The sequence below is a fragment of the Carboxylicivirga sp. genome (genome assembly GCF_982718395.1).
This window is the reverse complement of the sequence record NZ_CEXQWX010000003.1, coordinates 100378-123884: the sequence shown is the minus strand read 5'-3', so window position 1 is coordinate 123884 and position 23507 is coordinate 100378. Positions and strand designations below refer to the sequence as shown.

Sequence of the window (23507 nt, the reverse complement as noted above, 5' to 3'; positions counted from 1 at the left end):
AGAAAAGCATACGTCTGTTAAAGTCTTTACTAAAGAAAAAAGCAACGGACGCTTCCTTTTATGAGGTAATGGCTTGCGATGGAGGTTGTATCAATGGTCCAGTTAATATATCTCCGCTTAAAGTGAGTCAAACTAAACTTAAAAAAGCGATTCAGGAAGCCACCACTAAAGAAACTGTTTTAGCATAAGCGACTGGAGTAATTGCTAACGAGCATATTATAACTCCAATCGATTATTTTTTATACATTCCTTTTGGTTATATCGAACCCATCTGTTTTCCACATAACGGGTGGGTTTGATTTTTATAGGTGATCCTTTATAACTGTGAACCCGGAGAAGCTTCATTAATCCGTATAACATGCCAACAAATGTTTAAGGCTTCTTCTATAAATTGACCTTTCATCAAATGATTAAGACCATCTTTTTCGTTGGACAAGCTTTCATTAAATGATTAAAGCCTGTTTTTTCCAAATGTCAGCCTTTCATTAAATGATTAAGACCATTTTTTTCATTGGACAAGCTTTCATCAAATGATTAAAGCTCGTTTTTTCCACGGGCGACCTTTCATTAAACGATTAAGGTCTTTCCTTTACAATTGACGAGTTTACATTAAATGATTGCAGGTATTAAAGCCCCTTAACAATCTCAATACCAAACTTCTTAATCTTCCGTTTCAATGCATCACGGCTGATTCCCAATAAAGTTGCCGCTTTGGTTTGATTAAAATCTGCTTCTTTTAAGGCGGCTTCAATAAGTAACTGCTCGTTCTCATCCATATTCAGACTGCTTATTTCAGGCTTTACAACTGAACCGGAGTCTTCACCCCTCAAAGGAAAATCTTCGGATAAAAGCACATCGTTATCTGACAGAATCATGGCACGTTCGACCATATTACGTAATTCGCGTACGTTGCCAGGGAAACTATACTTCTGCAATTTTTTAACCAGGTCATTGGATAACTCAGGTATAGGCTTTCGTTTTTTGTTAGCAATGCTTTTTACAAAATGCTTTAACAGTGGTAACACATCCTCAGGCCGCTCTCGCAGTGGCGGAATATTTATTTCAATAGTGTTGATACGGTGAAATAAGTCAATCCGGAATTGCTTTTCGCTAATCAAGTCCTCAATATTTTTATTGGTAGCGGAGATAATACGCACATTAACCGGAATTTCTTTATTACTACCTACCCGTTTAATACGGTTCTCCTCAATAGCTCGTAATAACTTAGCTTGCAAAGCATAGGGCATATCGGCAATTTCATCAAGGAATAAAGTTCCCTGGTTAGCCAACTCAAAATAGCCTTTTTTCTCATCGCGAGCATCTGTAAAGGCTCCCTTCACATGACCGAAAAACTCGCTTTCGAGCAAGGACTCAGGAATAGCCGAACTGTTGACCGGTGCAAATACCTGCTTCTTGCGTGGACTTCCAAAGTGTATGATGCGAGATATGATCTCTTTCCCTGTTCCGTTTTCTCCGGTAACCAACACATTTACGTCACCATCTTCAGCCGCTTTTAGGGCCATTTGCAGGATGCGTTTAATTTGTGGACTTTCGCCGACAAAGTCTTTTTCAATCATTCCTTCCAGCTCTTTTGAAACCAGAACACCACGGTTTTCGGCGGCCTCCAGTTTTGACTGCATCATCAAAAACTTTTCAGTTCGCTCAATGGCCAGTTGAATATCCATAATCTGAAAAGGCTTGCGAATAAAGTCAGAAGCACCCTGCCGCATGGCCTGAATCACCATGTCCATATCACCATAACCGCTGATCATGATAATCTCCAGATTGGGATAATCCTGCTTCACCTTCTCCAGAATATCCAAGCCATTCATACCGGGTAACATCACATCTAGTATCAATACCCCAGGCCGCTTCTTTTCTAAAAGCTCAAAGCCCTCATTGGGTGTATTGGCCGTAAAAACTTTAAATTTTCTCTTTTCAAGGTGATATTTTAATTTCTCGGTAATACGAGATTCATCGTCGAGTATTAATACTTTTAAGTCGTTCATTCAATTTTGGTTTCTAGTTAGTTTATGCAACCGGCAATATTACAATCATTGATGTCCCTTTATTGGGTTCACTACTCACTTCGATTCGCCCTCTCATTTCCTTAATTAAACTATAGGAAATAGACAATCCCAATCCGGTCCCTTTACCCAATTGTTTACTGGTCACAAATGGCAGAAAAATATCGGTTTTGCGGGTAGGTGAAATGCCAACCCCGTTATCCTTAATACACAAATAAACATGCTGATCCTTAAAGTAAGTCTCAATGCTGACCTTCATATTTAAGTCTTCATCTTTCTGCTTTTGTTCTTCCACTGCATCTTTAGCATTTGACAACAGGTTATGAATCACCTGTTCAAGCTTATGAGGATTACCTAATACAGCTGGCAAATTGTCCGACAGGTTCATATCCAGATCAATATGATGATTCGCATATTGATTACCGATCATTGAGGTGGCAGCTTTCACACATTCGCTTACATCAAACTCTTCTTCCACTTCATCTTTTTGCCCACTGCTAAATATGCGAATATGATCCACAATTTGACGCACCCGTACAATATCTTCAAAAATTTCATTCACCGATTGATCAAGGAATTCTTTGTTAGCCTCTTCCTCAGCCAATTCATATTTAATACTTTCTGCCGAAAGCGATATATTCTGAACCGGCTGATTAATCTCATGCGCAATTCCAGCCGCCAACTCTCCTAAAGATGTCAAGCTGCTTTGATGCATAATTATCTGTTGTTGCTCTTCTTGTTTCTTAAGGGCTTCTGAAATACGTTCCTCAAGGTTCTTATTCTCCTGCCCTTTTAGATAGTAACGATAATAGATGATGAAAACCAAAAGAGACATGATAATAATCGTAAATCCGAACGATAAGCGCCAACGAACCAGGTTCTCTTTATCCAATTCAAGCAAGTAATTTTTGTTTTTAGCTTGCAGAATCTCATTTTCGCGCTGCTTTTCTTCCAGAGTCTGAAGCGCTAATGCATCCACAAAACTGGCAATGTTCTCTTCCATCACAATGGCTTCTGATAAATCGGAATGCAAAATTCGATACTCATAAGCTTTCTTGAATTCACCAAGTGATTCATAAGCTTCTGATAAAACCAGGTAATTATCGCGAAGCAGGTCATTGGCTTCTGCCACCTTCGCCAAACGTACACTTTTGTTATAGCTTTTAATTGCCTTTCGGAGATTGCCCTTTTGTGCTTCAATCATTCCAATGCGCATCTGGCTCATCGATGCTTCCCAATGGTTATTCTGGTCGATGTGCATCTTCAATGCATCCTGATAATATTTGAAGGATTCTTCCAGATCACCCTTAGAAAAGTAGGCATTGGCTATATTGCTCAATAGTATCGAGATATTTCTTTCGTCACCAAGTTCTTCGAGCATGTGTTGCATCCGGGTAAAATAGATTAAAGCTGTGTCATACTCTTTCTGAAAAAACCAGATCTGTCCGATTTGATCCAACAGGCGTATCACCTCCCCCTTAGACTCATCCCCTTCTCCTTCCTCAACAATCTTCAGCGCTTTTTCATAAAACCTTAAAGCAAGTGGATAATCGGCTATTCCTTTATAAACATCTGCCATGTTTTTATAAGTTTCAGCAATTTTTTCCCAGTTCTTTTCTTTGATATATAGATTCAGTGAGCGCTTGTAGTTTTTTAAGGCTGTTTCTGACTGCTTTAAACGAAAATAGGTAGATGAAAGTGTTGACATGCTCTGGTTATCGCCAATGGCACGATATGTTGATAATGATTTACGATACGATTCCAGCAAACTCTTGTAATCGTTGATGAAATAGTAACCCAAACCAAGGTTATTATAAGCTTCTGCCATACCTCGTTTATCTCCGATTCGATTGGCTATTTGCAGAGCTTGTTCTGCATATTTTATAGCGCGTTGTGGGTCATTATAGATATAAGATTTAGATAAATGGTTATAGATACTAACCTCTTCTTTGGTTGAAGCATTCTGCAGCTTTTGCAACAGTTCTTTCTGACTCTCATCCTGCGCATACATCACATTACTTCCTATCAATATGAAGAACAAAAGGCTAACAATCAAAGAAGATTTAGATACAGGTTGCTGATTCATCTATGTAATATTTGTTGTTTAAAAGTAGAAAAGATTTTATAAACATGATGATCCATCCATCATAAGTTTATCAAAGACAAAAAGTCTTTCCAACACTGGCTCCACGCATTGTTAAATTAGCATTTATTAACACAGCGATTTTAATCATGTTTTTGCCCGTTCAAAGTCATTGTTTTCAGGTTATTTAGCATACTATTTTTGCCGCGATTTTATCATTCATGTAATTAAGGAACGCAATGAAAAGAATAGTATTGATAGCTTTTGTGGTTATCATTGCGCAACATTTAAAAGCACAGGGCAAACTAAGCCTTGACTGGGGTAATACCACAAACTACATTGCTCATGGCCGGACACTAAGTGCCAATCAGGCATGCTTCCAACCTGGAGTTTATTATCACATTGACAAAGGGCCTACTGTGATGGCTTGGTTTAGTATTCCATACGATCGGAAATTTCATGCGTTGGATGAGTGGGATATTATCGTTGATCACAGCGTAAACCTGTATAAAAAGCCTCAAAACTGGAATATTAACCTGCATGGGTACGTCAATTACTGGTATTTGCCGGTCAATGAGGATACAGATAAACAAGATTATTACCAAGGCATGAAATATAATGCTGGTATTCACTTTCCGTTGGTTATTTCAGAAAGTACCGGTTTAAAAATAACAAGTGGCTATGATTTCTATTATTATCACCAACTTGGACGTGATGTAGGTATCAGAGCTGCCGGTATTCATGAATTTTTAATAAAGTTTAACAGAAAATACAAAAAATTAAACATAGAAGCTAAGTCAGTGATTAGCAACAACCAAGGAGCTGTGAGTTACGCTATCGAACCGGGTTGGGGATTCTTTTCACAACATTTGTCATGTTCTTTTGATGTGAAGCTAATAACTTTGTCGACCAGTGTAAACTACCAGAGAACATTAGATGCCCTGCTTCCGGCAGGGATGGATGAAAACCTTGTTTGGTTCTCACTTAATATTGGTAAAAGTATTAAACTGTAATTTCTTTTCATACCTAGCAAAGGTTAGGTTAATAATGGTGATAAAGGTGTAGAGTTGGTTCTGGCGAGCCAACTCTATTTTTTTGTCTGCAACTGATCTACAAGTTCTTGTAGGAAATCGCGAGAATAATAATCGTCATCAACAATTTCTCCATTATAAACCACCACATCTAAATCTATTTCCCGTGGACCAAATTTAGGACGACTACGATCCCGCCCTAACTTATCTTCAATTGCCTTAAGCTTAAAGGTCAAATCCTGCAAAGATAGAGAGACGCTTAACAGCACAGCAGCATTTGAAAAATCTTCCTGATCTGTAATACCAATAGGTTTTGTAACAAGTATTTCAGACATCTTGACCAGTTCCCCAATCATTTTTAGTTCTCTAACTGCAGCCGGAATATATTTCTCCGCCTCAATATTAGAACCAATTCCAATAATTACCTGTTCAATCGAATTCATTTCTCAGCTGATAATGTTATGGATACACTCTCTGAAAAGCGTAAGGCATGAAGTTTATCTATTTCAACCTCGGCTGCTTGCACGCGTTCATATGTCATTATAGTATCAAGAACCATTCGAGCCAATGCCTCTAACAGGTTAAAACGACTGTTCTCAACTTTTCCAATAAGTTCTTTGGTGATTGTCCTGTAATCAAGAGCATCCTCCGGTTTATCACTTTCCTCTTCTTTACCTGAAAGATAATCAATTGATATATTCAGCATGAGATCCTGACGCTTGCCAATCTCGTGAGGATTAAAGCCGACATAGCTTCGCAACAAGAGGTTTTTTATCCTTAATTTTCCCATGGTATTCTGTTTGGTATAAGGATAAAACGAACAATTACAGCAAATGTTGACCAGAGTCACAATAGATTATCTGACCAGTTATGTTTTTATTTGCTAATAAATAATCAATACTTGAAGAAATACTGTTTAATTCAACTTGTGTTTTAAGCGGACTTGAATCTACAACTTTATTAAAATCGCTTTGACTTTTAGTCTCGACAGGTAATACAGGACCAGGTGCAATTGCATTAACTCTTATTTCAGGAGCCCATTCCAATGCGGCCATTTTAGTATACTCAGCCAAAGATTTCTTTGCTAATAAATACATTCCATGATGGCTTGCATTCGAAACGATTGCGGTATCTAGAATTGATATTACTTGTCCTTTCTCACCTTTCTTACGTAACTCTCGGCCAATCACCATTGGTGAAAAGAGATGAATAGCCATCATCGCTTCCATATCCTCTTCTGAGGTATTAATCAAATCTTTCTCCAAATAATAACTTGCATTGTGAATAATTAAGTCTGGCGTACCAATTTGATCAAACAAATCATTAACAGGCTGGCTAAGCACTTTCCAATTCCTTAGATCATACTTAAAAACCTCGAATTGTTGAGCAGGATAGCTATCTTTCAATGAGGCCTGCAACTTGTGTGCTTCATCCTCACTATTATTAACATGCATTATGACGCTGTAACCCAACTTTGCAAAATGATGTGTCAGGTATTGCCCAATTCGCCTTGCAGCTCCTGTTATGAGAACTTCATTATTCATTAATTATATATCAAATTAACAATTTTCTCTAGTCCAACACGATCTGTTTCATCGAAAGAGTTTAACTCTTTACTATCAACATCGAGTACGGCCACAACTTGATCACCGTTAAACACGGGTACAACAATTTCAGAATTACTAGCTGATGAACAAGCAATATGGCCAGGGAAATCGTGAACATTAGGCACCACCACAGTCTCTTTTTGATTGATTCCTGCCCAGCATACTCCAGTATCTTTCTTGAGCTTTAAGCAAGCTACCGGCCCCTGATATGGACCAACTAACAACTTTCCATTAATTAACTCATAAAAACCTGTCCAATAATAATAGTTGAATTTATGGTGTAAAACGGCATTTATGGTTGCCATCCGTGATGCCGGATTATCCGTGGCTTCAATTAATTGCTTTATCTGATCATAAACTCTTAGATATCGATTTGCTTTACTATGCTCTTTCATCAACAATGTATTTAAAAATGAAAACCGGTGCAAATTACAAAATTACACCGGTTAACGTTATCCCTATCAACTAAAACTATTTGTCTTTTAGCATTTCCTGCAACTTCTTTCGAGTGAAAAATATACGGCTTTTTACAGTTCCTATCGGCAAATGCAACTTCTCAGCAATTTCCTTATACTTAAAGCCTTGTGTATGCATTTTAAATGGAATTCTAAATTCATCTTCTAATTTTTCTACTTTAGAATTCATTTCCATCACCGCATATACATTTTCAGGTGTTTCGGATGCATAATTCCTTTTATAGGCCGAACGAATAGCATCTTCAGTACTATCGAAAGTGTTGCGCGTTTTCTGGTCCCTGCGGTAATTGTTAATAAAAGTGTTCTTCATAATTGTGAAAACCCAAGCTTTAAAGTTGGTATTATTTACAAACTGATCGCGATATGTCAAAGCTTTTAACGTGGTTTCTTGTAACAAATCACGGGCATCTTCATCATTAGCAGTTAAGCTCAAAGCAAAGTACAAAAGCTTATCCTGCATACTTAATAATCTTTGGTCAAATTGTACTGCGGTCATATCATTGTGTTTTATTTAATTACAAAATTATTGAACAAATATAGCTTAAAAGTTTGTCCTGTACAATATTTTAAGATATTTTTATCTTTTATTTATTTTAAACTTCTAAATAAGATTATAGATATTCATCTCAAATACAGACTACTAAAACACCACTAATTGTTCATTCTAAATAGTTAGGTAATCATGCCTTAAAAAATATGTTTTAACAAGAAAGGGGGAGCAAATGCTCCCCCTTTCATCAATATTATGATATTACTATTTTATTAAAACTTTCTTTTTAAAAATCTTGTCATTAATTGAGATGGTTAAAATCTTCATGCCTGGCTTCTGATCACCAATTTCTATTCTTTGATTCCAATTCGTTCCTTGCTTATAATAATCTTTCAAAACTAATGTCCGTCCAGACAAATCGTATAATGCAACTCTGATCTCACCTTTATCTGGCGATTCCAGTTGGATATCCATGTATGTCGAAGCCGGATTAGGACTTACTTTAAAAGAATCATTTGACTCATTTTCCAAACCTGTTGATGTACCAGTCTCTTGTATTATTATATCATCTATTATCCATCCCCATCCCACAGTATACATATCTGAATATAAACGGAATCGTACTAAGATTATATCTCCCGCTTCGAAAGTATCATGCAGATTGATCGTGTGCTCTACAAAAAGATCTTCAGAATCTGGCGTTTCTCCAATTTTACTATAGTTATTATCTGCATCCGCAAAATCCCTCCACGCTGATACTTTATCAACATCATACCCATCGGCTAAAGGCAACCACGTTATACCATCTTTTGTTCCTTCTACAATTACATAATCCCAATATTCATCATCACCATACTTGGTACCTTCTTCTCCAGGTTCAACAAGTGCTATATCCCGATACGATAATAAAGCCTCACTCTCATTGTCACCAACAATGATCGGATGCGTTAAGGTATATATGATGTCCTTAGCTTCAGCATATGGATGGTCAGTATGTATGGCCCAATCGCCAAATAACTCTTTTGAAATTCTAAAACCAGAGCCAATAAAATCATACTTTCTTGTTGTGAATGGGTTCATATACTTCTCAATTGGTTCTTCATATGCAGGATTCGCAATCCACATATAATTTGAAATATCAAAAGATTCACCATTAAAAGCCTTAATATAACTTGATAATTCACTTTTCGATGATTCATGCTGAATTTCTATATTTAATACACCAGTTGAAACATCTTCAATATTGCTTTTTAACTGATCATCAATATAGATTTCGACATTGCCATAATCTTTAAAAAATTCTATTTGATAGTTAAAAGAACCTGTAGGCGTTTTCCCAGCATTCTTAATCAAGGGTTTTTTATCTACAACTATCTCCGGAATATCAAGTGTCCAAACACCCAAACCATGCGTTGCAACTACCATCTGTTGACTAACAATTTTCATGTCCCAAATACATACAGCAGGTAATCCATTATTAGCGTAGTGCCATGATTGCCCCCCGTCTGTCGATTCGAAGATACCAATTTCAGTTCCTGCCCAAATAATATCAGTGTTATATGGCATAACTGCCAAAGAATAAACCGCTACATTTGGGAAACCATTCTCACTCTCTCCACTATCAAACTGTGTCAAATCAGACCAGGTATTACCCAGATCATCACTATAAAGAATTTTCGGATGTTGGTTTTGTGCAAATAATACAAAAACAGCATTCTCATTCGTTGGATGGGCAATTATTTCAGAAATAAATGCTCCAATACCAGGTGGTTTTGTCACCGTTCCAAAAGTTTTTCCGCCATCTGATGATAATGCAATATCATTAGCACTTGATATTGCATTACCAGCCCAAACATATTTACTGTTTGCTGAACTTATTGCCACATGCGGATAGCTACTACCATAATTCCATGTATCTGATGGCATAGTAACAAGATTCCAGTTTTTTCCAAAATCAATTGATCGCCACACACCACTTTTTCCTCCAACAAACATTAAATCAGGATTGGAAGGGTCATTAGCAATTCTAGTTACAAAAGGTGCATCTTCTCCAGTATCGCCAATACCAGCAGTACTCCATGTTTGCCCCCCATCATAAGTGATATTAATTTCATTATTATAAATCGACATAGCCATCTTGTCTGGGTCAGCAGCATTCCATGCTGTTTCAAATCCATCACCTCCCCAAGTTTTAATCCAATCACTCATTTTATCGGGATTCTCAGGAGACAGCCAAGTGCCATTATCCTGAGCTCCAGAAAGATAAATATTTTTATCTGGATGTCTCGAAATACCATAAAACTGAGTAGTAACATACCCGCTTATACGTTCTTCCCAATTAATACCTCCATCATCGGAAATAAACACGCCCCCATCATTACAATTAACAATTCGAAACGGTTCTCCTACTCCTTCTATTACAGCCATATTGTGATGGTCGGCATGAGAGTAATTTGAGGCTGTACTTGGATGCCAAACTGTTTGCTTAACTGATGTAATCTTTGTTTTCTTAAGATCGTATTGATCAAACAAAATAGATGCCTCCGGAAGGTTTTCTGGATCCCAGGTATAACCATCAGCTAACACAGGATTCATTCCTAAAACCTTATTAAATTCGATCCCTTCTTCCCCACTTATTTCTATTGAAGCGTCTGTATCATTATAATCAACGATATGAATAAAAACCTGCTCTATTGTTGAAGTACCAATATCAAACTGACCATCTTCGTTCTCATCAATAAATGAAATCATCAGTTGCTGATTGTTTGTTTTATCCATTACTGTAAAAGGAACTTCAACATAATCCTGATAGGTCGGATCTCCTTCCATTGGTTGAGTAAAACGATGAGCCTTTTGTGTTTCCCCATTTCCGAATGTGAGTTCTATATCGGTAAAAAGGCTGGAATTAGCTTCATTCATTAATACTCCACCAGCTAAATACTGCCCATTCATGTCTTTCCATGATAGAAAATCGGTATTAGTTAATGTGATATCATATACTGAAGTTGCTGTTTCATCTTCTTCTGAGCCAAAGGTGACTTTATATTGGTCAACCCCACCGACAAAAAGGATATTCTCATTTATTGGATGAGCCACCATTGTATTATTATACCATCCCTGACTACTCAAGAATTCAACCTTTGTGCCTTGAGAGGTCACCTCCCAATTATCACCACCATCGTGCGAATAGTAAAGATTCGACACTGAAGTCAACGCATACAGATGTTTTGGGAAGTTTTTAGATGTAACTAATTCAATTCGTCCCTGCTTTATGCTTTTAACTAATTTCCAATTTTCTCCAGCATCAACAGATGACAAAATTCCAATGTTATTTTCACTGGCAAATAACTCATTAAAGTTACCCGGCTTAATCACCACATCCTGAATTCGGCCTTCAGGAATATACTTCTGATCCCAGGAAGTACCGCCATCTACGGACTTAAATATGCCACTATTTGTTACAGCGATAACAATATTCTCATTTTCTGGATCAACAACCAAACGATTCACATAAGCAAAGTTTTCAGAAGTAGCCGTCGACTCTAGCTGAATCCAATTGTTTCCACGATCAGTTGTCTTAAATATCCCATTACCTTTAATCGCATCAAGGTTCCCAAAACCTTCACCCGTTCCTGCATACATTACGTCATGGTTTGATTGTGACATCGCAAGAGAACTAACCGACAAATTTGGCCAATCTAACGTCAGGCTTGTCCAATTTACTCCTCCGTCCACAGTTTTCCATACTCCACCACCAACAGGTCCTGTATACCAAGTATTCCCACTTGTATCATCGGGATCAATAATCAAACCACGAGTACGGCCTCCAACATTTCCCGGACCTCTTTGTATCCAGTTTAATGTCTTAGCTGATTTTAAACTTGGCTCAGACAACTTTGCCTTGCTCAATTCTGCTAATGCGTTATTAGTCGCATAATTATTTTCAGGTATGCCTCCTGTTTTTAATGTATGGATATACTCTAGAAATTTATCTGGTTTATCTGGTTTAGCATATCCAGCTTTCCGACGTTCAATCTTATTTTCAATTTGCTTTCGGATCAAGTTTTCTGAAGTCGGTAATTCTTTTCTATTCTGATTCGGTTGTTTACCCTTCCTGGTAATAACAAAACCAAGCACGATACATGCTGTTAAAAAAGTGATAACGTAGTTCTTTCTCATTTTAAAGGTTTAAATTATTAATTGGGTTGTTCTGATGTCTTTTCCAATGTTTGAGTATTTATATAATACTCACGCATCAGTTTATCCTCTTCGGGATTCAACGATTTCACTCCTGGTCTGGAATTAACAACAACATGCGTGTTATTATACCATCCAACGCGAGCATTATACTTTTGTTCGCGATAAACCAAAGCCTTTTTCTCCATATTGAATATCCCAAATTCCAAGGCATTCACCGGGTTTTCCATATCGGGCTTTTTTTCAGTAACAAATATGGCAAATGTCTTTTCTGTATTATACTTGATATTGACATTTTTTCCAAAAACATCTTGGGCTATCTGTTCAATTGATTTCTCATCAGTTGTTTGTTTTATACTCTGACACTGAACAAACAGAAGAGCCAGACAGATTAGGCTTAACACTTTCATAAACATTAATTTGATATATAATAAAGGTGCATAAAGGTAGAAAAAATTAGGAAAGATGAAAGAAACAATAAGATACAAAAAAAGCTGCCCTAAGGCAGCTTTTCTTTATTATTAATTAAATCTAATCTATTGTATAAGTATCATCTCCTGACCCAAAAGAACCTGCATCAACAGTCCATTTTCTGGTAAAAGTAAAGGTCTTCGTTGCTTCGTCATATGTTGCCGCTTCGGTCGTAGCACTCACCATACCATAAGTACTGTGTACATAGCCTGACTCAACTTTTTCAGGTATTGGAGTAATTTCATTAGCTCCATCCCACTCAAATACAAAATGATACCCTTCGGCTAACAAATCACGGAATCGATATTGTTCATTTGCGGGAGAATACTCTAAGTCGTGTGTCCAACTGGTTTCAGTCCACCAACTAGTGTAAGTTCCTGTCTCTGCGGTTTCCCAGTCTGAGATATATACACTCCCGTAATAGGCTGAATATTCGGGTAAATACGGATTGGTTTGTGCATCATCAAACTTAAGGGTAATTGGCAGTGCTTTTCCTTTTGGTGCATCATCAGTCATAACAATTGTAAGACTCGCAGTTGCAGAACCTGCTGCAAAAGATACCTTTTCAGGAACTGCAAAACTATTTTCAGTATTTGTTACAACAATAACAGGAACTTCTAATGCATCAGATTCATTATTACGCTTCACAGTTAAAGTGAATTCTGTTGTTATTGCCGGATCTAATAAGATATCAGAAGAGTTATTTGCATCAAACCTGATTGCTGGATTTCCTTCCGGAACAGTAGGACTAGGTTCCACTGTATCTTCCCAATCACTACATCCTACAAACAAAGTAGTCATAGCAAGCAGAAGAACTATATATAATTTATCAAACTTCATATAATCAAAATTAATGGTAAAACAAAATTATTCTACATCTGGCACTGGTTCTGGCGCCGGTGCAGCTGGGTTATTATCGCTATGACTAAGTGCAGGATTAGCCTCAATCTCTGGTTCTGATATTCTCCATAATAAAATATCCTCTTTAGGTTGGATATTAAATACCATTGTAGCATTAATATATCCAGCTCCACGACGATCAACTCCTTTATTTAGGCGCATAATATCAAACCAGTTTAAACCTTCACCCCACAATTCAATACGACGATGACGCCATACCTCTTCCTGAACATCTTCAGGGCTAGAAACCAAACATGTATAACTTGGATCACGATAAGTCTGAATAAAGTTTTCTAATGTTGCTTTACCATCGCCACCGCTCATTGCTTGCGCCTCTGCCTTGATTAAGTACATTTCCTCAATACGCATCAACGGTACATCATTTGCATTGGTTGTAGTTGCAACCTCATTATTATAAGGTGCAAACTTCACATGCGTATAAGGACGATAACCTACGTCCGCCATTTGAGCTGCTTGCTCAGGTGTTAAATTAGCAGACTCCCCATTACCATCTAAAAACCAACCTTTACGAATATCTGTATCAGGAATTGTATTAAATAGTTTTTTACTAATTTGTCTTCCTCCATTGTAATTACAATATCCCCAGTTTAGTGAACCTAAATGAGAAATCCAATTAACAATACCCGAAGTAACAACACCATCAGTCTCGGCAATTATAATACCCCACATCCAGTTATTCTCAGTTACTGACATAAATGAAGGTTTACCAATATCAGCAATTGAACCAGGATTAGCGTCACTTGCGTCAATAGCACGCTGAGCGTCAGCTGCAGCCTCGGCATAATTATGCATTGTCAAATAAATACGAGCACGTAAACCATAGGCAACTGCTAAACTAATATAACGTTTATCGTCACGAACAACACGTTCTTCTGCCTCCTCAGCAGCTTTTAATAATGTAACTGCTGTATTAATATCTGCTAATATTAGGTCATATACCTCTTGAACAGAAGCCCTTGGTGCACCATTTACTGCAACATCATTAGCATTCTCATGTGTAACAAGAGGTACACATGGTGCTGTTTCGTTACCCTTATAATTAAACTGATATAATTGTGCCAAATTCCAATAACTAAAAGCGCGAGTAGCTAAACCTTGCGCCAGGAAAAATTGCGATGTACTATTATCAGTATCCGGACTAATTGCTCCAACTACAGTATTACAATTGTAAATAATGGAATACATATCGTTCCAAACAATCTGTGCCTCGTCCGAATCAAATTCGCGATCGGAAAAATCAAGGCTGCTATTGGCCCAGTTATAACCAATAACTTCCATCACCATATCTTCACCGTTTGCATCGGTAAACATCATAACAGATGGATATCCAAAGTCATTATGACGCGTTCTATCACCTAATGCCGTATAATTAGGAGTATACTGCGTAAACTGAGCAAATATAGAATTTACACTAGCTTTAGCCTTTGAAGGGTCGTTCGCATAAACCTCTTCCTTTATACCTTGGGTAACTATACCTCCCTCCGGTGCAGTATCAAGGTTATCTTCACACCCGAAGAAAGTCATAAAAACGGGTGCTAATAATATATATAAATATTTCCTTTTCATATCAATCATTTAAAATTGTTAAAACGCCAGATTAAGACCTCCAGAAATTGTACGAATTGGAGTGTAACGCGCTGTAGTAGCTACAGTAAAGCTTTGACGAGGATCCAACCCCTTTCTTTTTGTCCATAAAGCCACATTCTCAGCCGATAAATAAACTCGAACCTTAGAGATATTCAAACTACTCAATAGCTGATTAGGAAGCGTATATCCAATAGTAATGTTATTAAGGCTGAAATAATCAGAACTTGTTAAGAAGCGTGTTGAAGTTGAGCTGGCATATCTATCGTTGGCATTCAAACGTGGAACATCAGTATTTGGGTTTTCTGGTGTCCAGGCATTGTAGATATCCTTATGCCAGTTTTGACCTGCGCTACTAGAATAACCACTATGCATTAAGCGACGGTAGCCTGAATCATAGATTTCTCCTCCTAACTGGTATGAAGCTAGTATAGAAGCATCAAAACCAAAAGCTTCAATAGAAGTTCCGATACCACCATAAACTGTTGGAAGTAAATCATCGCTTGCTTGTTTGTAAGTACTAGCCAAGGCATAATCAGCTGTTTCAAACTCAGCGCCATCCTCATCCAGAGCTACATACATAGCCTCTCCTGTCTCATTATTTACACCAGCATATTCAACCAGGTACATACGATACATCGATTCTCCTTCTTCATATATTCTTGTTCCATCAACAAAATTACCACCTAGATCAGGGTGAAGTTCGTTAATTTTATTCTTAATGAACGTTGCGTTAGCAGTTACATTCCACATTAAGTTGGAATTCTTTATGATAGTGTATGCTAAATCGATCTCTAAACCAGAATTGGTCATCGAACCAACATTCATAGGAATTTCCGGGAATCCTGCACTTGGGTTAACCGGCTTGTAGTATAGCATATCAGACGATTTACGTCCGAAATACTCGACCGTACCTGATAATCTGTTATTTATTAAAGCAAAGTCAACTCCTACATTAGAAGTAGTTGATGTTTCCCAAGTCAAATCTGGGTTACCCTTATAATCTAATGCACCATCTGAGAAAACACCATCGGCACCACCAACTTCAAATTGGTCGATGTATGCATAATAGTTTCCGATAGCATCATTACCTTGTTCACCATACGAAGCTTTCAACTTCAACATATTAATCCAAGGTAGTCCATCCATAAATGGCTCATTGCTGACTAACCATGCTCCACTGGCAGAATAGAAATTACCCCAACGATTATCCGGATGGAAACGAGAAGATGCATCTCGGCGATAAGCTACATTGAAGAAATAGGTATCCCTTAATGAATAATTTACACGAACAAAAAGTCCTTCTGTTGCATATTCATCTTTCTTACCACCACCGCGCAATTGATCAATCGCGTTATTTACGTAATATGATTCAGGATTATACAAATTCTGCCCTGATGCAAAAATGTATTCATATGTGTATTTATAACCATCATAACCAGCTGTGATATCAAATTGATGCTCATCCATTAGAGCAAATTGATAATTTGCCACATATTGTTGGTTAAACCCAACTGTTCTGTATGACTGTTGCCATGCTGTACCTCCATAAGCGGCACTTTGTCCCATATAGGCATTACCAAGATCATTATGGCGCTTATTTTCAACATTTAAGCCATAACGTGCATTAACCTTCAATCCTTCAAGAGGCGAAAGCTCAGCAAACCAACTTGAGTTTACAACATCCGTGATATAGTCTCTCTTATTGTATTTAAGATCCCCAGCCGGGTTAGCAATAGCCATAAACGGACGGTCAAAATTTGTACTTACACCATCTCCATAATCATAAGTATTACGTCCATTATTTTGTATAATCTGCATATCTTCAGCACTACGCACATATAATGGATAAATAGGAGCAATATAATTAGCAATAAAGAAAGCATTACCACTCGAGCTTGTAGATACCTGAGAATCGGGATAATTACTTTCAATACTATTGACATTAACATTAGCACCAACTTTTAGCCAATCTGAAACTTTCTGGTCACCTTTTAAACGTCCCGAGAAACGAGAAAAACCTGAACCATCAACTATACCCTGATCATCCAAATATCCGAATGAAAGATAATATGAGTTCTTGTCCGTACCTGCTGAAATAGATAGGTTATACTCTTGTCTTGGATTCGTTTTAAAAGTTTCATCCGCCCAATTGTCAGGTGTATAGTAATAATCATCATCACTGTAACCCAAGGTTGCATTTGGATTAAGTTTTCCATTGGCACCAATAAACAGCTCACCATCTGGCACTGTATAAACCTGATATCCTAGACCACCATCACCATTTGAAGTAATCGTTGCATTAGCGTAAGCATTTGCCTCGGTAGGTGAAAGCCCTAATTGGTTGACTCCTGCACTATAAATAGCTTTATAAGTAGTCTCATAATAATTCTGAGGGCTGGTTAATACGTCATAGTTCTCAACAGCACGAGAATTCATACCATACTTTGCATCAAAATTAACTACAACTTTACCAGATTTACCTTTCTTAGTTGTAATCATAATGATACCATTAGCACCACGAGAACCATACAATGCTGTAGATGCAGCATCTTTTAATACTGTCATTGACTCAATATCAGACGAACTAATTGAAGACAAATCCCCATCAAATGGAACGCCATCTACCACGTATAAAGGATCAGAGTCGGCATTAATTGATCCAACACCACGAATACGAATCTTTGCATCCTCGCCAGGCTGGCCATTATCGCTTAGTACCTGCACACCTGCTGCAGCACCAGATAAAGCCTGGGAAATATTGGAAACCTGTCGTTTCTCAATAGTCTCCGAATTAACTACAGCTGCTGATCCCGTGTAAGAACCTTTTGTTGAAGTACCATAGGCTACAACAATTACTTCATCCACATCAACAGCATCGCTCTGCATTACAGCATTTATTGTCGTTTGTCCTGTAAAGGGTACTTCCTGAGTTGTCATACCAACAAACGAGAATACAATTGCCGTAGCATCACTTGGAACTGCAAGACTGTAATTCCCATCGGGAGTGGTTACAGTACCAATTGTAGTTCCCTTAACAAAAACTGAAACACCTGGAATGGGACTTCCATCGATTGCATCAGTCACATTACCAGTCACATTCGTGGTTTGCGCGAGTACATGCAAACCAAGCATAACCATAATCGAAAGTGCGAAAAGAACTTTCTTCATAGACTAAAGGTTTAAATTAATAAATAGGACAATTTTTATTTTAACAGCGACAAAAATAACAATCCTCTGTGGATTTTAAAATATTTTAACACTTAAAATTAGACCAAATTGTCGGGCTTGTGATCACCACTGTTAATTTGCAAGATAAACAGCACTTCTCTAAGAAATATCAAGCAAGTACTTTAGATTTTCTTTCATATCAGAAGTTAGATTACATGAATCACAGACCTGCTCTATAACATGTTTTAACAATTTCTTTTAAGTTTAATACTTTTAAAACATATACTTCATGACTCCTTATACCTTCCATCCACATCTTTTTACTTACAAATTTTAATTAAATATTTAACAACTTTGTAATATAACACTTACCGAAGTAATTAAATTTAACAGAAATAACTCAAAGCCTGAAGTCTTTATATTTAAGCCGAATAATTTTACTTTTGCCCTCTTGGTAATGCGGTAAATAAACATCGTAATTTTATACCGCCTGTAAAAAAGCATTAATAAAAACACGATTACATTGGCAAAAAAAGATAAATCTCCGGTACAAACACCATTAATGAAACAATACTATAGTATAAAGGACAAATACCCTGATGCTATATTATTATTTAGAGTAGGTGATTTTTATGAAACTTTCTCAGAAGATGCAATTAAGACATCTGAGATACTTGGCATAACTTTAACACGAAGAGCTAATGGTGCTGCATCATACGTTGAATTGGCCGGATTCCCACACCATGCTCTGGACACCTATTTACCCAAGTTGGTAAGAGCCGGTGAGCGAGTGGCGGTATGCGATCAGTTAGAAGACCCTAAGATGACTAAGAAGATAGTGAAGCGTGGGGTCACAGAATTGGTCACTCCAGGTGTAGCCATTAATGATAATATTCTTGAGCATAAAGAGAATAACTTCCTTGCAAGTATTCACATTGATAAAAAGGTTTCTGGAGTAGCCTTTCTTGATATTTCAACCGGTGAGTTTTTAACAGCAGAAGGATCTTTTGAATATATTGATAAACTTCTTACCAACTTTAAACCGAAAGAAGTATTATTCGAGAAAGGTAAACGCAAGGAATTTGAAGAATATTTTGGGGATAAACATTACACCTATGCTTTTGACGATTGGGCCTTTGCTAGTGACTCGGCGCATGATCGCCTTTTAAAACACTTCGAAACAAATTCTTTGAAAGGCTTTGGCGTACACAATCTTAGCTATGGTATTATCGCGGCAGGAGCGATATTACATTATCTGGACTTGACACAGCACCATAAAGTTCAACACATTACTGCACTGGGGCGAATTGATGAAGACAAGTACGTATGGCTTGATAAATTCACAATTCGTAACCTGGAACTATTTGGATCGCTCAATGAAGGAGGTAAGTCACTTACCGATGTAATAGACTGCACCATTAGTCCAATGGGATCACGCATGTTGAAACGATGGATTGCCCTCCCTCTTAAAGATGTAAAGCCAATTGAGGACCGCTTGAGTGTAGTCGAACATTTATTTAAAGAGCCTGCTCTTAAAAATGATATTGTTGAAGAATTACATTCGGTTGGTGATTTAGAACGATTGGTTGCAAAGGTTGCTGCTGGTCGAATTACGCCTCGGGAACTTATCCAATTAAAGAGAGCTCTATTTGCCATTGAACCAATTAAAGAAAGGTGTTTACAATGTAAAAATGAACATTTGGTGCATATTGGCGATCAGTTGAATGCTTGCTTAACAATTCGCGAACGTATCCATCGCGAGATTGAAAATGAACCTCCGACTCTCGTTGCTAAAGGCGGTGTAATTCAAACTGGTGTTAACTCAGAACTCGACGAACTTCGTAAAATCGCCTTCTCAGGGAAGGACTACCTTGCCAACCTACAACAACGCCTGAGCGAAGAGACTAATATTCCTAGTATCAAAATTGCTTTTAACAATGTATTTGGTTACTACATTGAAGTAAGAAACACGCACAAGGATAAGGTACCTGAAGAATGGATTCGAAAACAAACACTCGTTAATGCAGAACGCTACATCACTGAAGAACTAAAAGATTACGAGTCAAAAATCCTTGGGGCAGAGGAGAAAATTCAAGCCATTGAGACCAAACTCTACAATGAATTAATAATTGCTTTGGCCGAATTTATCCCGGCTATGCAACTTGATGCAGTTTTATTGGCTAAAATAGATGTACTTATTTCCTTTAATAACCTGGCAACTTTTAATAAATACGTACGACCTGTTGTTAATGATGAACTGGAACTTAGTATAACAGCTGGCCGTCATCCGGTTATTGAAAAACAGCTTCCTGCAGGAGAAGAATACATACCCAACAACGTAATCCTGGATAATAACAAACAGCAAATCATTATTATTACAGGCCCAAATATGGCTGGTAAATCAGCTCTGCTGCGCCAAACAGCTCTAATTACCTTAATGGCACAAATTGGATGCTATGTTCCGGCCGAAGCAGCCACCATTGGAGTGGTAGATAAAATATTTACGCGTGTTGGAGCTTCAGACAATATTAGTCTTGGAGAATCAACCTTTATGGTTGAGATGAATGAAGCAGCCAGTATTCTGAATAACTTGACTGAACGAAGCCTGGTTTTATTTGATGAATTAGGGCGAGGTACGAGCACTTATGATGGAATCTCCATCGCCTGGTCTATTGTTGAATATATCCACGAGCACAAGCGCGCCGGAGCCAAAACACTTTTTGCCACTCATTATCATGAACTAAATGAGATGGAAAAAACCCATAAGCGATGCAAAAACTATAATGTGTCGGTTAAAGAGGTAGATAATAAAGTGATTTTCCTTCGAAAACTGGTGCCTGGAGGCAGTAACCATAGCTTTGGGATTCATGTGGCTAAAATGGCCGGAATGCCCAAAAGTGTAGTAAATCGCGCCAATGACATCTTAGGCGAATTAGAGAACTCTAATCGAAAAGGTGAACTTTCAAAACCGATGGATGATATTTCAAATAACCGGGAAGGAATGCAATTAAGTTTTTTCCAATTAGACGATCCAGTTTTGAAGCAAATCCGGGATGAGATCATGACTTTAGATGTGAATAACCTTACACCTGTCGAAGCCCTAAATAAATTAAACGACATAAAAAGGTGGGTTGGAGGCAAATAACTTCTGACCCGCATCTTTTCTGCAAAAAAATGATATTGTTTTGTTTGGAGATAAAAAAAAAGCCTCTATATTTGCATCCGCATTTGAGAAACAAACTCTGATACGCAGGGAGGGCAAATGAGACTGAAAGTAAGACACTGTCTAAGATTGGTGGATTACTAAATTGCGAAAATAGCTCAGTTGGTAGAGCACGACCTTGCCAAGGTCGGGGTCGCGGGTTCGAGTCCCGTTTTTCGCTCCAAGGATGCCCGAGTGGTGGAATTGGTAGACACGCAGGACTTAAAATCCTGTGGCCATTAGGCCGTGCGGGTTCAAGTCCCGCCTCGGGTACCAATCAAAAATGCGTTTAAAACGAAAGTTTTAAGCGCATTTTTATTTTCATAAATTGCGAATCAAGTAAAAATGGGTCACGAATCATGAGTAAATTCTGGAACAAGACATATTTTTACAAGTAATCCTACAACATCAGGTTTGTGATAAAGTATGATTGTAAACATATACTTAAGGTTCTATTTGCTCTAAAACCAAATGAGAATTCCATTTTAATAACGAACAATCTGCTTAGAACAATTACTCTCGGACTAATTTTAAAATATAGCTTAAATTAAGGCACATCGTATACTATCTATATGTAGCAATGTAACAATCTTAATTTGCTTTAAAATACAGATGTGCCAAGCTGAAAAATAGGCAAGTACATAGCTATCAAGATAACAGCAACCAATAATCCAACCATAATAATCAACAAAGGTTCCAGAGTATTTCCAAGGGTAGAAATCAGATGCTCCATTCTGTCAGAAATCTCTGTGTAAAGTTTAGCAAAAATCTCATCCAGCTTATTTACCTCTTCTCCAATTTTTACTAAAACTATTGTTTTTTGTTCAAAGAAACCCGTCTTTTCAATTGCATTTGCTAGTGTTTCGCCACCTAAAACATCATCCATTATGCGTTGTATACTTGCCTGCATCGGCCGAAAATGAATAATATTTTTCACTAAACTTAAAGCTTCATGTACCGGCACTTTCGCATGAATAAGTATAGCGAGAGAATGAAATAATTTCTCCATGAAATACATCTTCAAAGGCTGTCCAATTAATGGAATCTTTAAAAGCCCCATTTCCAGATATTTAGTAAACATTCTATTTCGTTTCATAAGAAAGCCTGCAATAAAAAGGCTCATAAAGGCACCCAAAACGATTATTAAATGTTCTCTAAAAAACTTAGAAACACCGATGATGTATCCAGTAAAAGCAGGCAGTTCATTATTAGATCTAAAAAAAATCTCTTCAAACATTGGCACTACATAACTCAGCATAAATATGAGAGAACTCAGCGCTGTTAGTAATACAAGGACAGGATAACTGATTGCCTTAAATACCAATCGACGTTGTTTAATTTTGCGGTTATAATAGTTTGCAAGTTCTGTAAGTATCTTATGAAGTTGCCCTGTCTCCTCCCCGATTCTTATACTTGCTGAATCATAGGCCGAAAACTTCTCTGAGATTATAAGAGCCTGGAAAAAACTATTACCTTCTAATATTTTCTGAAAGATTAGGTTAATAACTGCTTTCTCATTCTCCTTGGTAAAGCCTTTCTTTATAAGATTCATCGCCGTATGCATATCAATTCCAGACGCTATTAAAAGTGCCAATTCTGAAAAGAACCGCTCTTTAAATTTATCATTGAATTGCTTCGGTTTCTTTGTAAAGAACTTTGTCGAAATACGATTTCCGCCAGAAAGACTTGTTTCCTGATCGTTTTTCATTTCTTGCTCTTTTTTTATATCGCTTAATTTAACCACCTGTTACTGTTTAGCTTTTAATAATCATCAATGACGAGTTCCCTGTTAGTGTAACTTCTGAAAAAGAGTAATGGAATTGTATCTTTACTCAACAATACTTGCAGATATAAATAATCCTTCTCCTTATTTTGTTTTACTTCAGTCCCTACTAACCAATCATTCGTTTGTACAAAGAAAGTATCTGTAAGTTCCTCACAAGTTCTAATGGTATATTCCCTGGAAAACGTATAATTAACTTCGTTTTTAGAAGAAATAATAGTAATACCCTCGTTATAAAAAGGTTTTATTTTTCTTGAAAAATAAATGTCATCCTGCAGGTGCATTGATAAAGCAAATAGATTTTGAGTTGAAGCATTATTCGTAAAAAACACAGAAGTCATTTTATTGCTTATAAGAATAATCGAAATGGCACTAAAAACTATCAGTGAACTAATTAATAAGACAACCAGTAATTCTACAAATGTAAATGCTCTAAGTCGATATGTCCTTGTTTTGTAAGCCAT

The 23507-nt window shown here is 37.3% G+C and carries 17 protein-coding genes and 2 tRNA genes; 5 read left to right on the top strand and 14 right to left on the bottom strand.

Annotated features, from left to right (window positions below):
* On the top strand, positions 1 to 188 hold a 188-nt coding region (locus AC4MRQ_RS01455), incomplete at its 5' end, for a [Fe-Fe] hydrogenase large subunit C-terminal domain-containing protein (RefSeq protein WP_491195854.1).
* Positions 189 to 626: 438 nt separating this feature from the next.
* Here AC4MRQ_RS01455 and AC4MRQ_RS01450 read toward each other — a convergent pair.
* Positions 627 to 2009 (bottom strand): sigma-54-dependent transcriptional regulator, encoded by a 1383-nt coding sequence (locus tag AC4MRQ_RS01450; RefSeq protein WP_491195853.1) that lies wholly within the window; start codon positions 2007 to 2009, stop codon positions 627 to 629.
* A gap of 22 nt (positions 2010 to 2031) precedes the next feature.
* Positions 2032 to 4113: a tetratricopeptide repeat protein gene (locus AC4MRQ_RS01445; RefSeq protein WP_491195852.1), complete on the bottom strand. Its 2082-nt coding sequence runs from the start codon at positions 4111 to 4113 to the stop codon at positions 2032 to 2034.
* Positions 4114 to 4349: 236 nt separating this feature from the next.
* On the opposite strand from AC4MRQ_RS01445, the gene AC4MRQ_RS01440 reads away from it, so the two are divergent.
* Positions 4350 to 5123, top strand: a complete 774-nt coding sequence (locus AC4MRQ_RS01440; RefSeq protein ID WP_491195851.1) for a hypothetical protein — start codon at positions 4350 to 4352, stop codon at positions 5121 to 5123.
* Between the two features lie 74 nt (positions 5124 to 5197).
* Here AC4MRQ_RS01440 and folK read toward each other — a convergent pair whose 3' ends face one another.
* The 10 genes from folK to AC4MRQ_RS01390 form a co-directional block, all read right to left on the bottom strand.
* On the bottom strand, positions 5198 to 5584 hold the full coding sequence (gene folK, locus AC4MRQ_RS01435) for a 2-amino-4-hydroxy-6-hydroxymethyldihydropteridine diphosphokinase (protein WP_491195850.1): 387 nt from the start codon (positions 5582 to 5584) through the stop codon (positions 5198 to 5200).
* A complete protein-coding gene (locus AC4MRQ_RS01430; protein ID WP_491195849.1) occupies positions 5581 to 5931 on the bottom strand; it encodes a FolB domain-containing protein in 351 nt (116 codons plus the stop codon). The genes folK and AC4MRQ_RS01430 overlap by 4 nt, the downstream gene beginning before the upstream one ends.
* A gap of 34 nt (positions 5932 to 5965) precedes the next feature.
* A complete protein-coding gene (locus AC4MRQ_RS01425) occupies positions 5966 to 6685 on the bottom strand; it encodes an SDR family oxidoreductase (protein ID WP_491195848.1) in 720 nt (239 codons plus the stop codon).
* A complete protein-coding gene (locus AC4MRQ_RS01420; RefSeq protein ID WP_491195847.1) occupies positions 6685 to 7143 on the bottom strand; it encodes a GAF domain-containing protein in 459 nt (152 codons plus the stop codon). Before AC4MRQ_RS01420 ends, AC4MRQ_RS01425 begins: the two co-directional genes overlap by 1 nt.
* Positions 7144 to 7219: 76 nt before the next feature.
* A complete protein-coding gene (locus tag AC4MRQ_RS01415; RefSeq protein WP_491195846.1) occupies positions 7220 to 7720 on the bottom strand; it encodes an RNA polymerase sigma factor in 501 nt (166 codons plus the stop codon).
* A 258-nt stretch (positions 7721 to 7978) separates the two neighbouring features.
* On the bottom strand, positions 7979 to 11893 hold the full coding sequence (locus tag AC4MRQ_RS01410) for a T9SS type A sorting domain-containing protein (protein ID WP_491195845.1): 3915 nt from the start codon (positions 11891 to 11893) through the stop codon (positions 7979 to 7981).
* Between the two features lie 17 nt (positions 11894 to 11910).
* Complete coding sequence (locus AC4MRQ_RS01405) at positions 11911 to 12321, bottom strand: hypothetical protein (RefSeq protein ID WP_491195844.1); 411 nt, start codon at positions 12319 to 12321, stop codon at positions 11911 to 11913.
* A gap of 121 nt (positions 12322 to 12442) precedes the next feature.
* Positions 12443 to 13222 (bottom strand): hypothetical protein, encoded by a 780-nt coding sequence (locus AC4MRQ_RS01400; protein ID WP_491195843.1) that lies wholly within the window; start codon positions 13220 to 13222, stop codon positions 12443 to 12445.
* A 27-nt stretch (positions 13223 to 13249) separates the two neighbouring features.
* Positions 13250 to 14869, bottom strand: coding sequence for a RagB/SusD family nutrient uptake outer membrane protein (locus tag AC4MRQ_RS01395; RefSeq protein ID WP_491195842.1), 1620 nt, complete (start codon positions 14867 to 14869; stop codon positions 13250 to 13252).
* An 18-nt stretch (positions 14870 to 14887) separates the two neighbouring features.
* Positions 14888 to 18058 (bottom strand): SusC/RagA family TonB-linked outer membrane protein, encoded by a 3171-nt coding sequence (locus tag AC4MRQ_RS01390; RefSeq protein WP_491195841.1) that lies wholly within the window; start codon positions 18056 to 18058, stop codon positions 14888 to 14890.
* Between the two features lie 523 nt (positions 18059 to 18581).
* Between AC4MRQ_RS01390 and mutS the strand changes: the two genes are divergently transcribed.
* The 3 genes from mutS to AC4MRQ_RS01375 all read left to right on the top strand — a co-directional run bounded on the left by mutS (position 18582) and on the right by AC4MRQ_RS01375 (position 21536).
* Positions 18582 to 21203 (top strand): DNA mismatch repair protein MutS, encoded by a 2622-nt coding sequence (gene mutS / locus AC4MRQ_RS01385; RefSeq protein ID WP_491195840.1) that lies wholly within the window; start codon positions 18582 to 18584, stop codon positions 21201 to 21203.
* Positions 21204 to 21368: 165 nt separating this feature from the next.
* Positions 21369 to 21444, top strand: a tRNA-Gly gene (locus AC4MRQ_RS01380).
* Between the two features lie 5 nt (positions 21445 to 21449).
* Positions 21450 to 21536, top strand: a tRNA-Leu gene (locus tag AC4MRQ_RS01375).
* Between the two features lie 325 nt (positions 21537 to 21861).
* Here the strand turns inward: AC4MRQ_RS01375 and AC4MRQ_RS01370 are convergent.
* Together AC4MRQ_RS01370 and AC4MRQ_RS01365 are read right to left on the bottom strand one after the other, a co-directional pair.
* Positions 21862 to 23004 (bottom strand): type II secretion system F family protein, encoded by a 1143-nt coding sequence (locus tag AC4MRQ_RS01370; protein WP_491195839.1) that lies wholly within the window; start codon positions 23002 to 23004, stop codon positions 21862 to 21864.
* A gap of 17 nt (positions 23005 to 23021) precedes the next feature.
* Positions 23022 to 23507 (bottom strand): hypothetical protein, encoded by a 486-nt coding sequence (locus tag AC4MRQ_RS01365; RefSeq protein ID WP_491195838.1) that lies wholly within the window; start codon positions 23505 to 23507, stop codon positions 23022 to 23024.

Bases quoted from the DNA above. Each gene is read 5' to 3' on its own strand.
- AC4MRQ_RS01450 (WP_491195853.1), bottom strand. From the start codon at position 2,009: ATGAACGACTTAAAAGTATTAATACTCGACGATGAATCTCGTATTACC.
- AC4MRQ_RS01445 (WP_491195852.1), bottom strand. From the start codon at position 4,113: ATGAATCAGCAACCTGTATCTAAATCTTCTTTGATTGTTAGCCTTTTG.
- AC4MRQ_RS01440 (WP_491195851.1), top strand. From the start codon at position 4,350: ATGAAAAGAATAGTATTGATAGCTTTTGTGGTTATCATTGCGCAACAT.
- folK (WP_491195850.1), bottom strand. From the start codon at position 5,584: ATGAATTCGATTGAACAGGTAATTATTGGAATTGGTTCTAATATTGAG.
- AC4MRQ_RS01430 (WP_491195849.1), bottom strand. From the start codon at position 5,931: ATGGGAAAATTAAGGATAAAAAACCTCTTGTTGCGAAGCTATGTCGGC.
- AC4MRQ_RS01425 (WP_491195848.1), bottom strand. From the start codon at position 6,685: ATGAATAATGAAGTTCTCATAACAGGAGCTGCAAGGCGAATTGGGCAA.
- AC4MRQ_RS01420 (WP_491195847.1), bottom strand. From the start codon at position 7,143: ATGAAAGAGCATAGTAAAGCAAATCGATATCTAAGAGTTTATGATCAG.
- AC4MRQ_RS01415 (WP_491195846.1), bottom strand. From the start codon at position 7,720: ATGACCGCAGTACAATTTGACCAAAGATTATTAAGTATGCAGGATAAG.
- AC4MRQ_RS01410 (WP_491195845.1), bottom strand. From the start codon at position 11,893: ATGAGAAAGAACTACGTTATCACTTTTTTAACAGCATGTATCGTGCTT.
- AC4MRQ_RS01405 (WP_491195844.1), bottom strand. From the start codon at position 12,321: ATGAAAGTGTTAAGCCTAATCTGTCTGGCTCTTCTGTTTGTTCAGTGT.
- AC4MRQ_RS01400 (WP_491195843.1), bottom strand. From the start codon at position 13,222: ATGAAGTTTGATAAATTATATATAGTTCTTCTGCTTGCTATGACTACT.
- AC4MRQ_RS01395 (WP_491195842.1), bottom strand. From the start codon at position 14,869: ATGAAAAGGAAATATTTATATATATTATTAGCACCCGTTTTTATGACT.
- AC4MRQ_RS01390 (WP_491195841.1), bottom strand. From the start codon at position 18,058: ATGAAGAAAGTTCTTTTCGCACTTTCGATTATGGTTATGCTTGGTTTG.
- AC4MRQ_RS01365 (WP_491195838.1), bottom strand. From the start codon at position 23,507: ATGGCTTACAAAACAAGGACATATCGACTTAGAGCATTTACATTTGTA.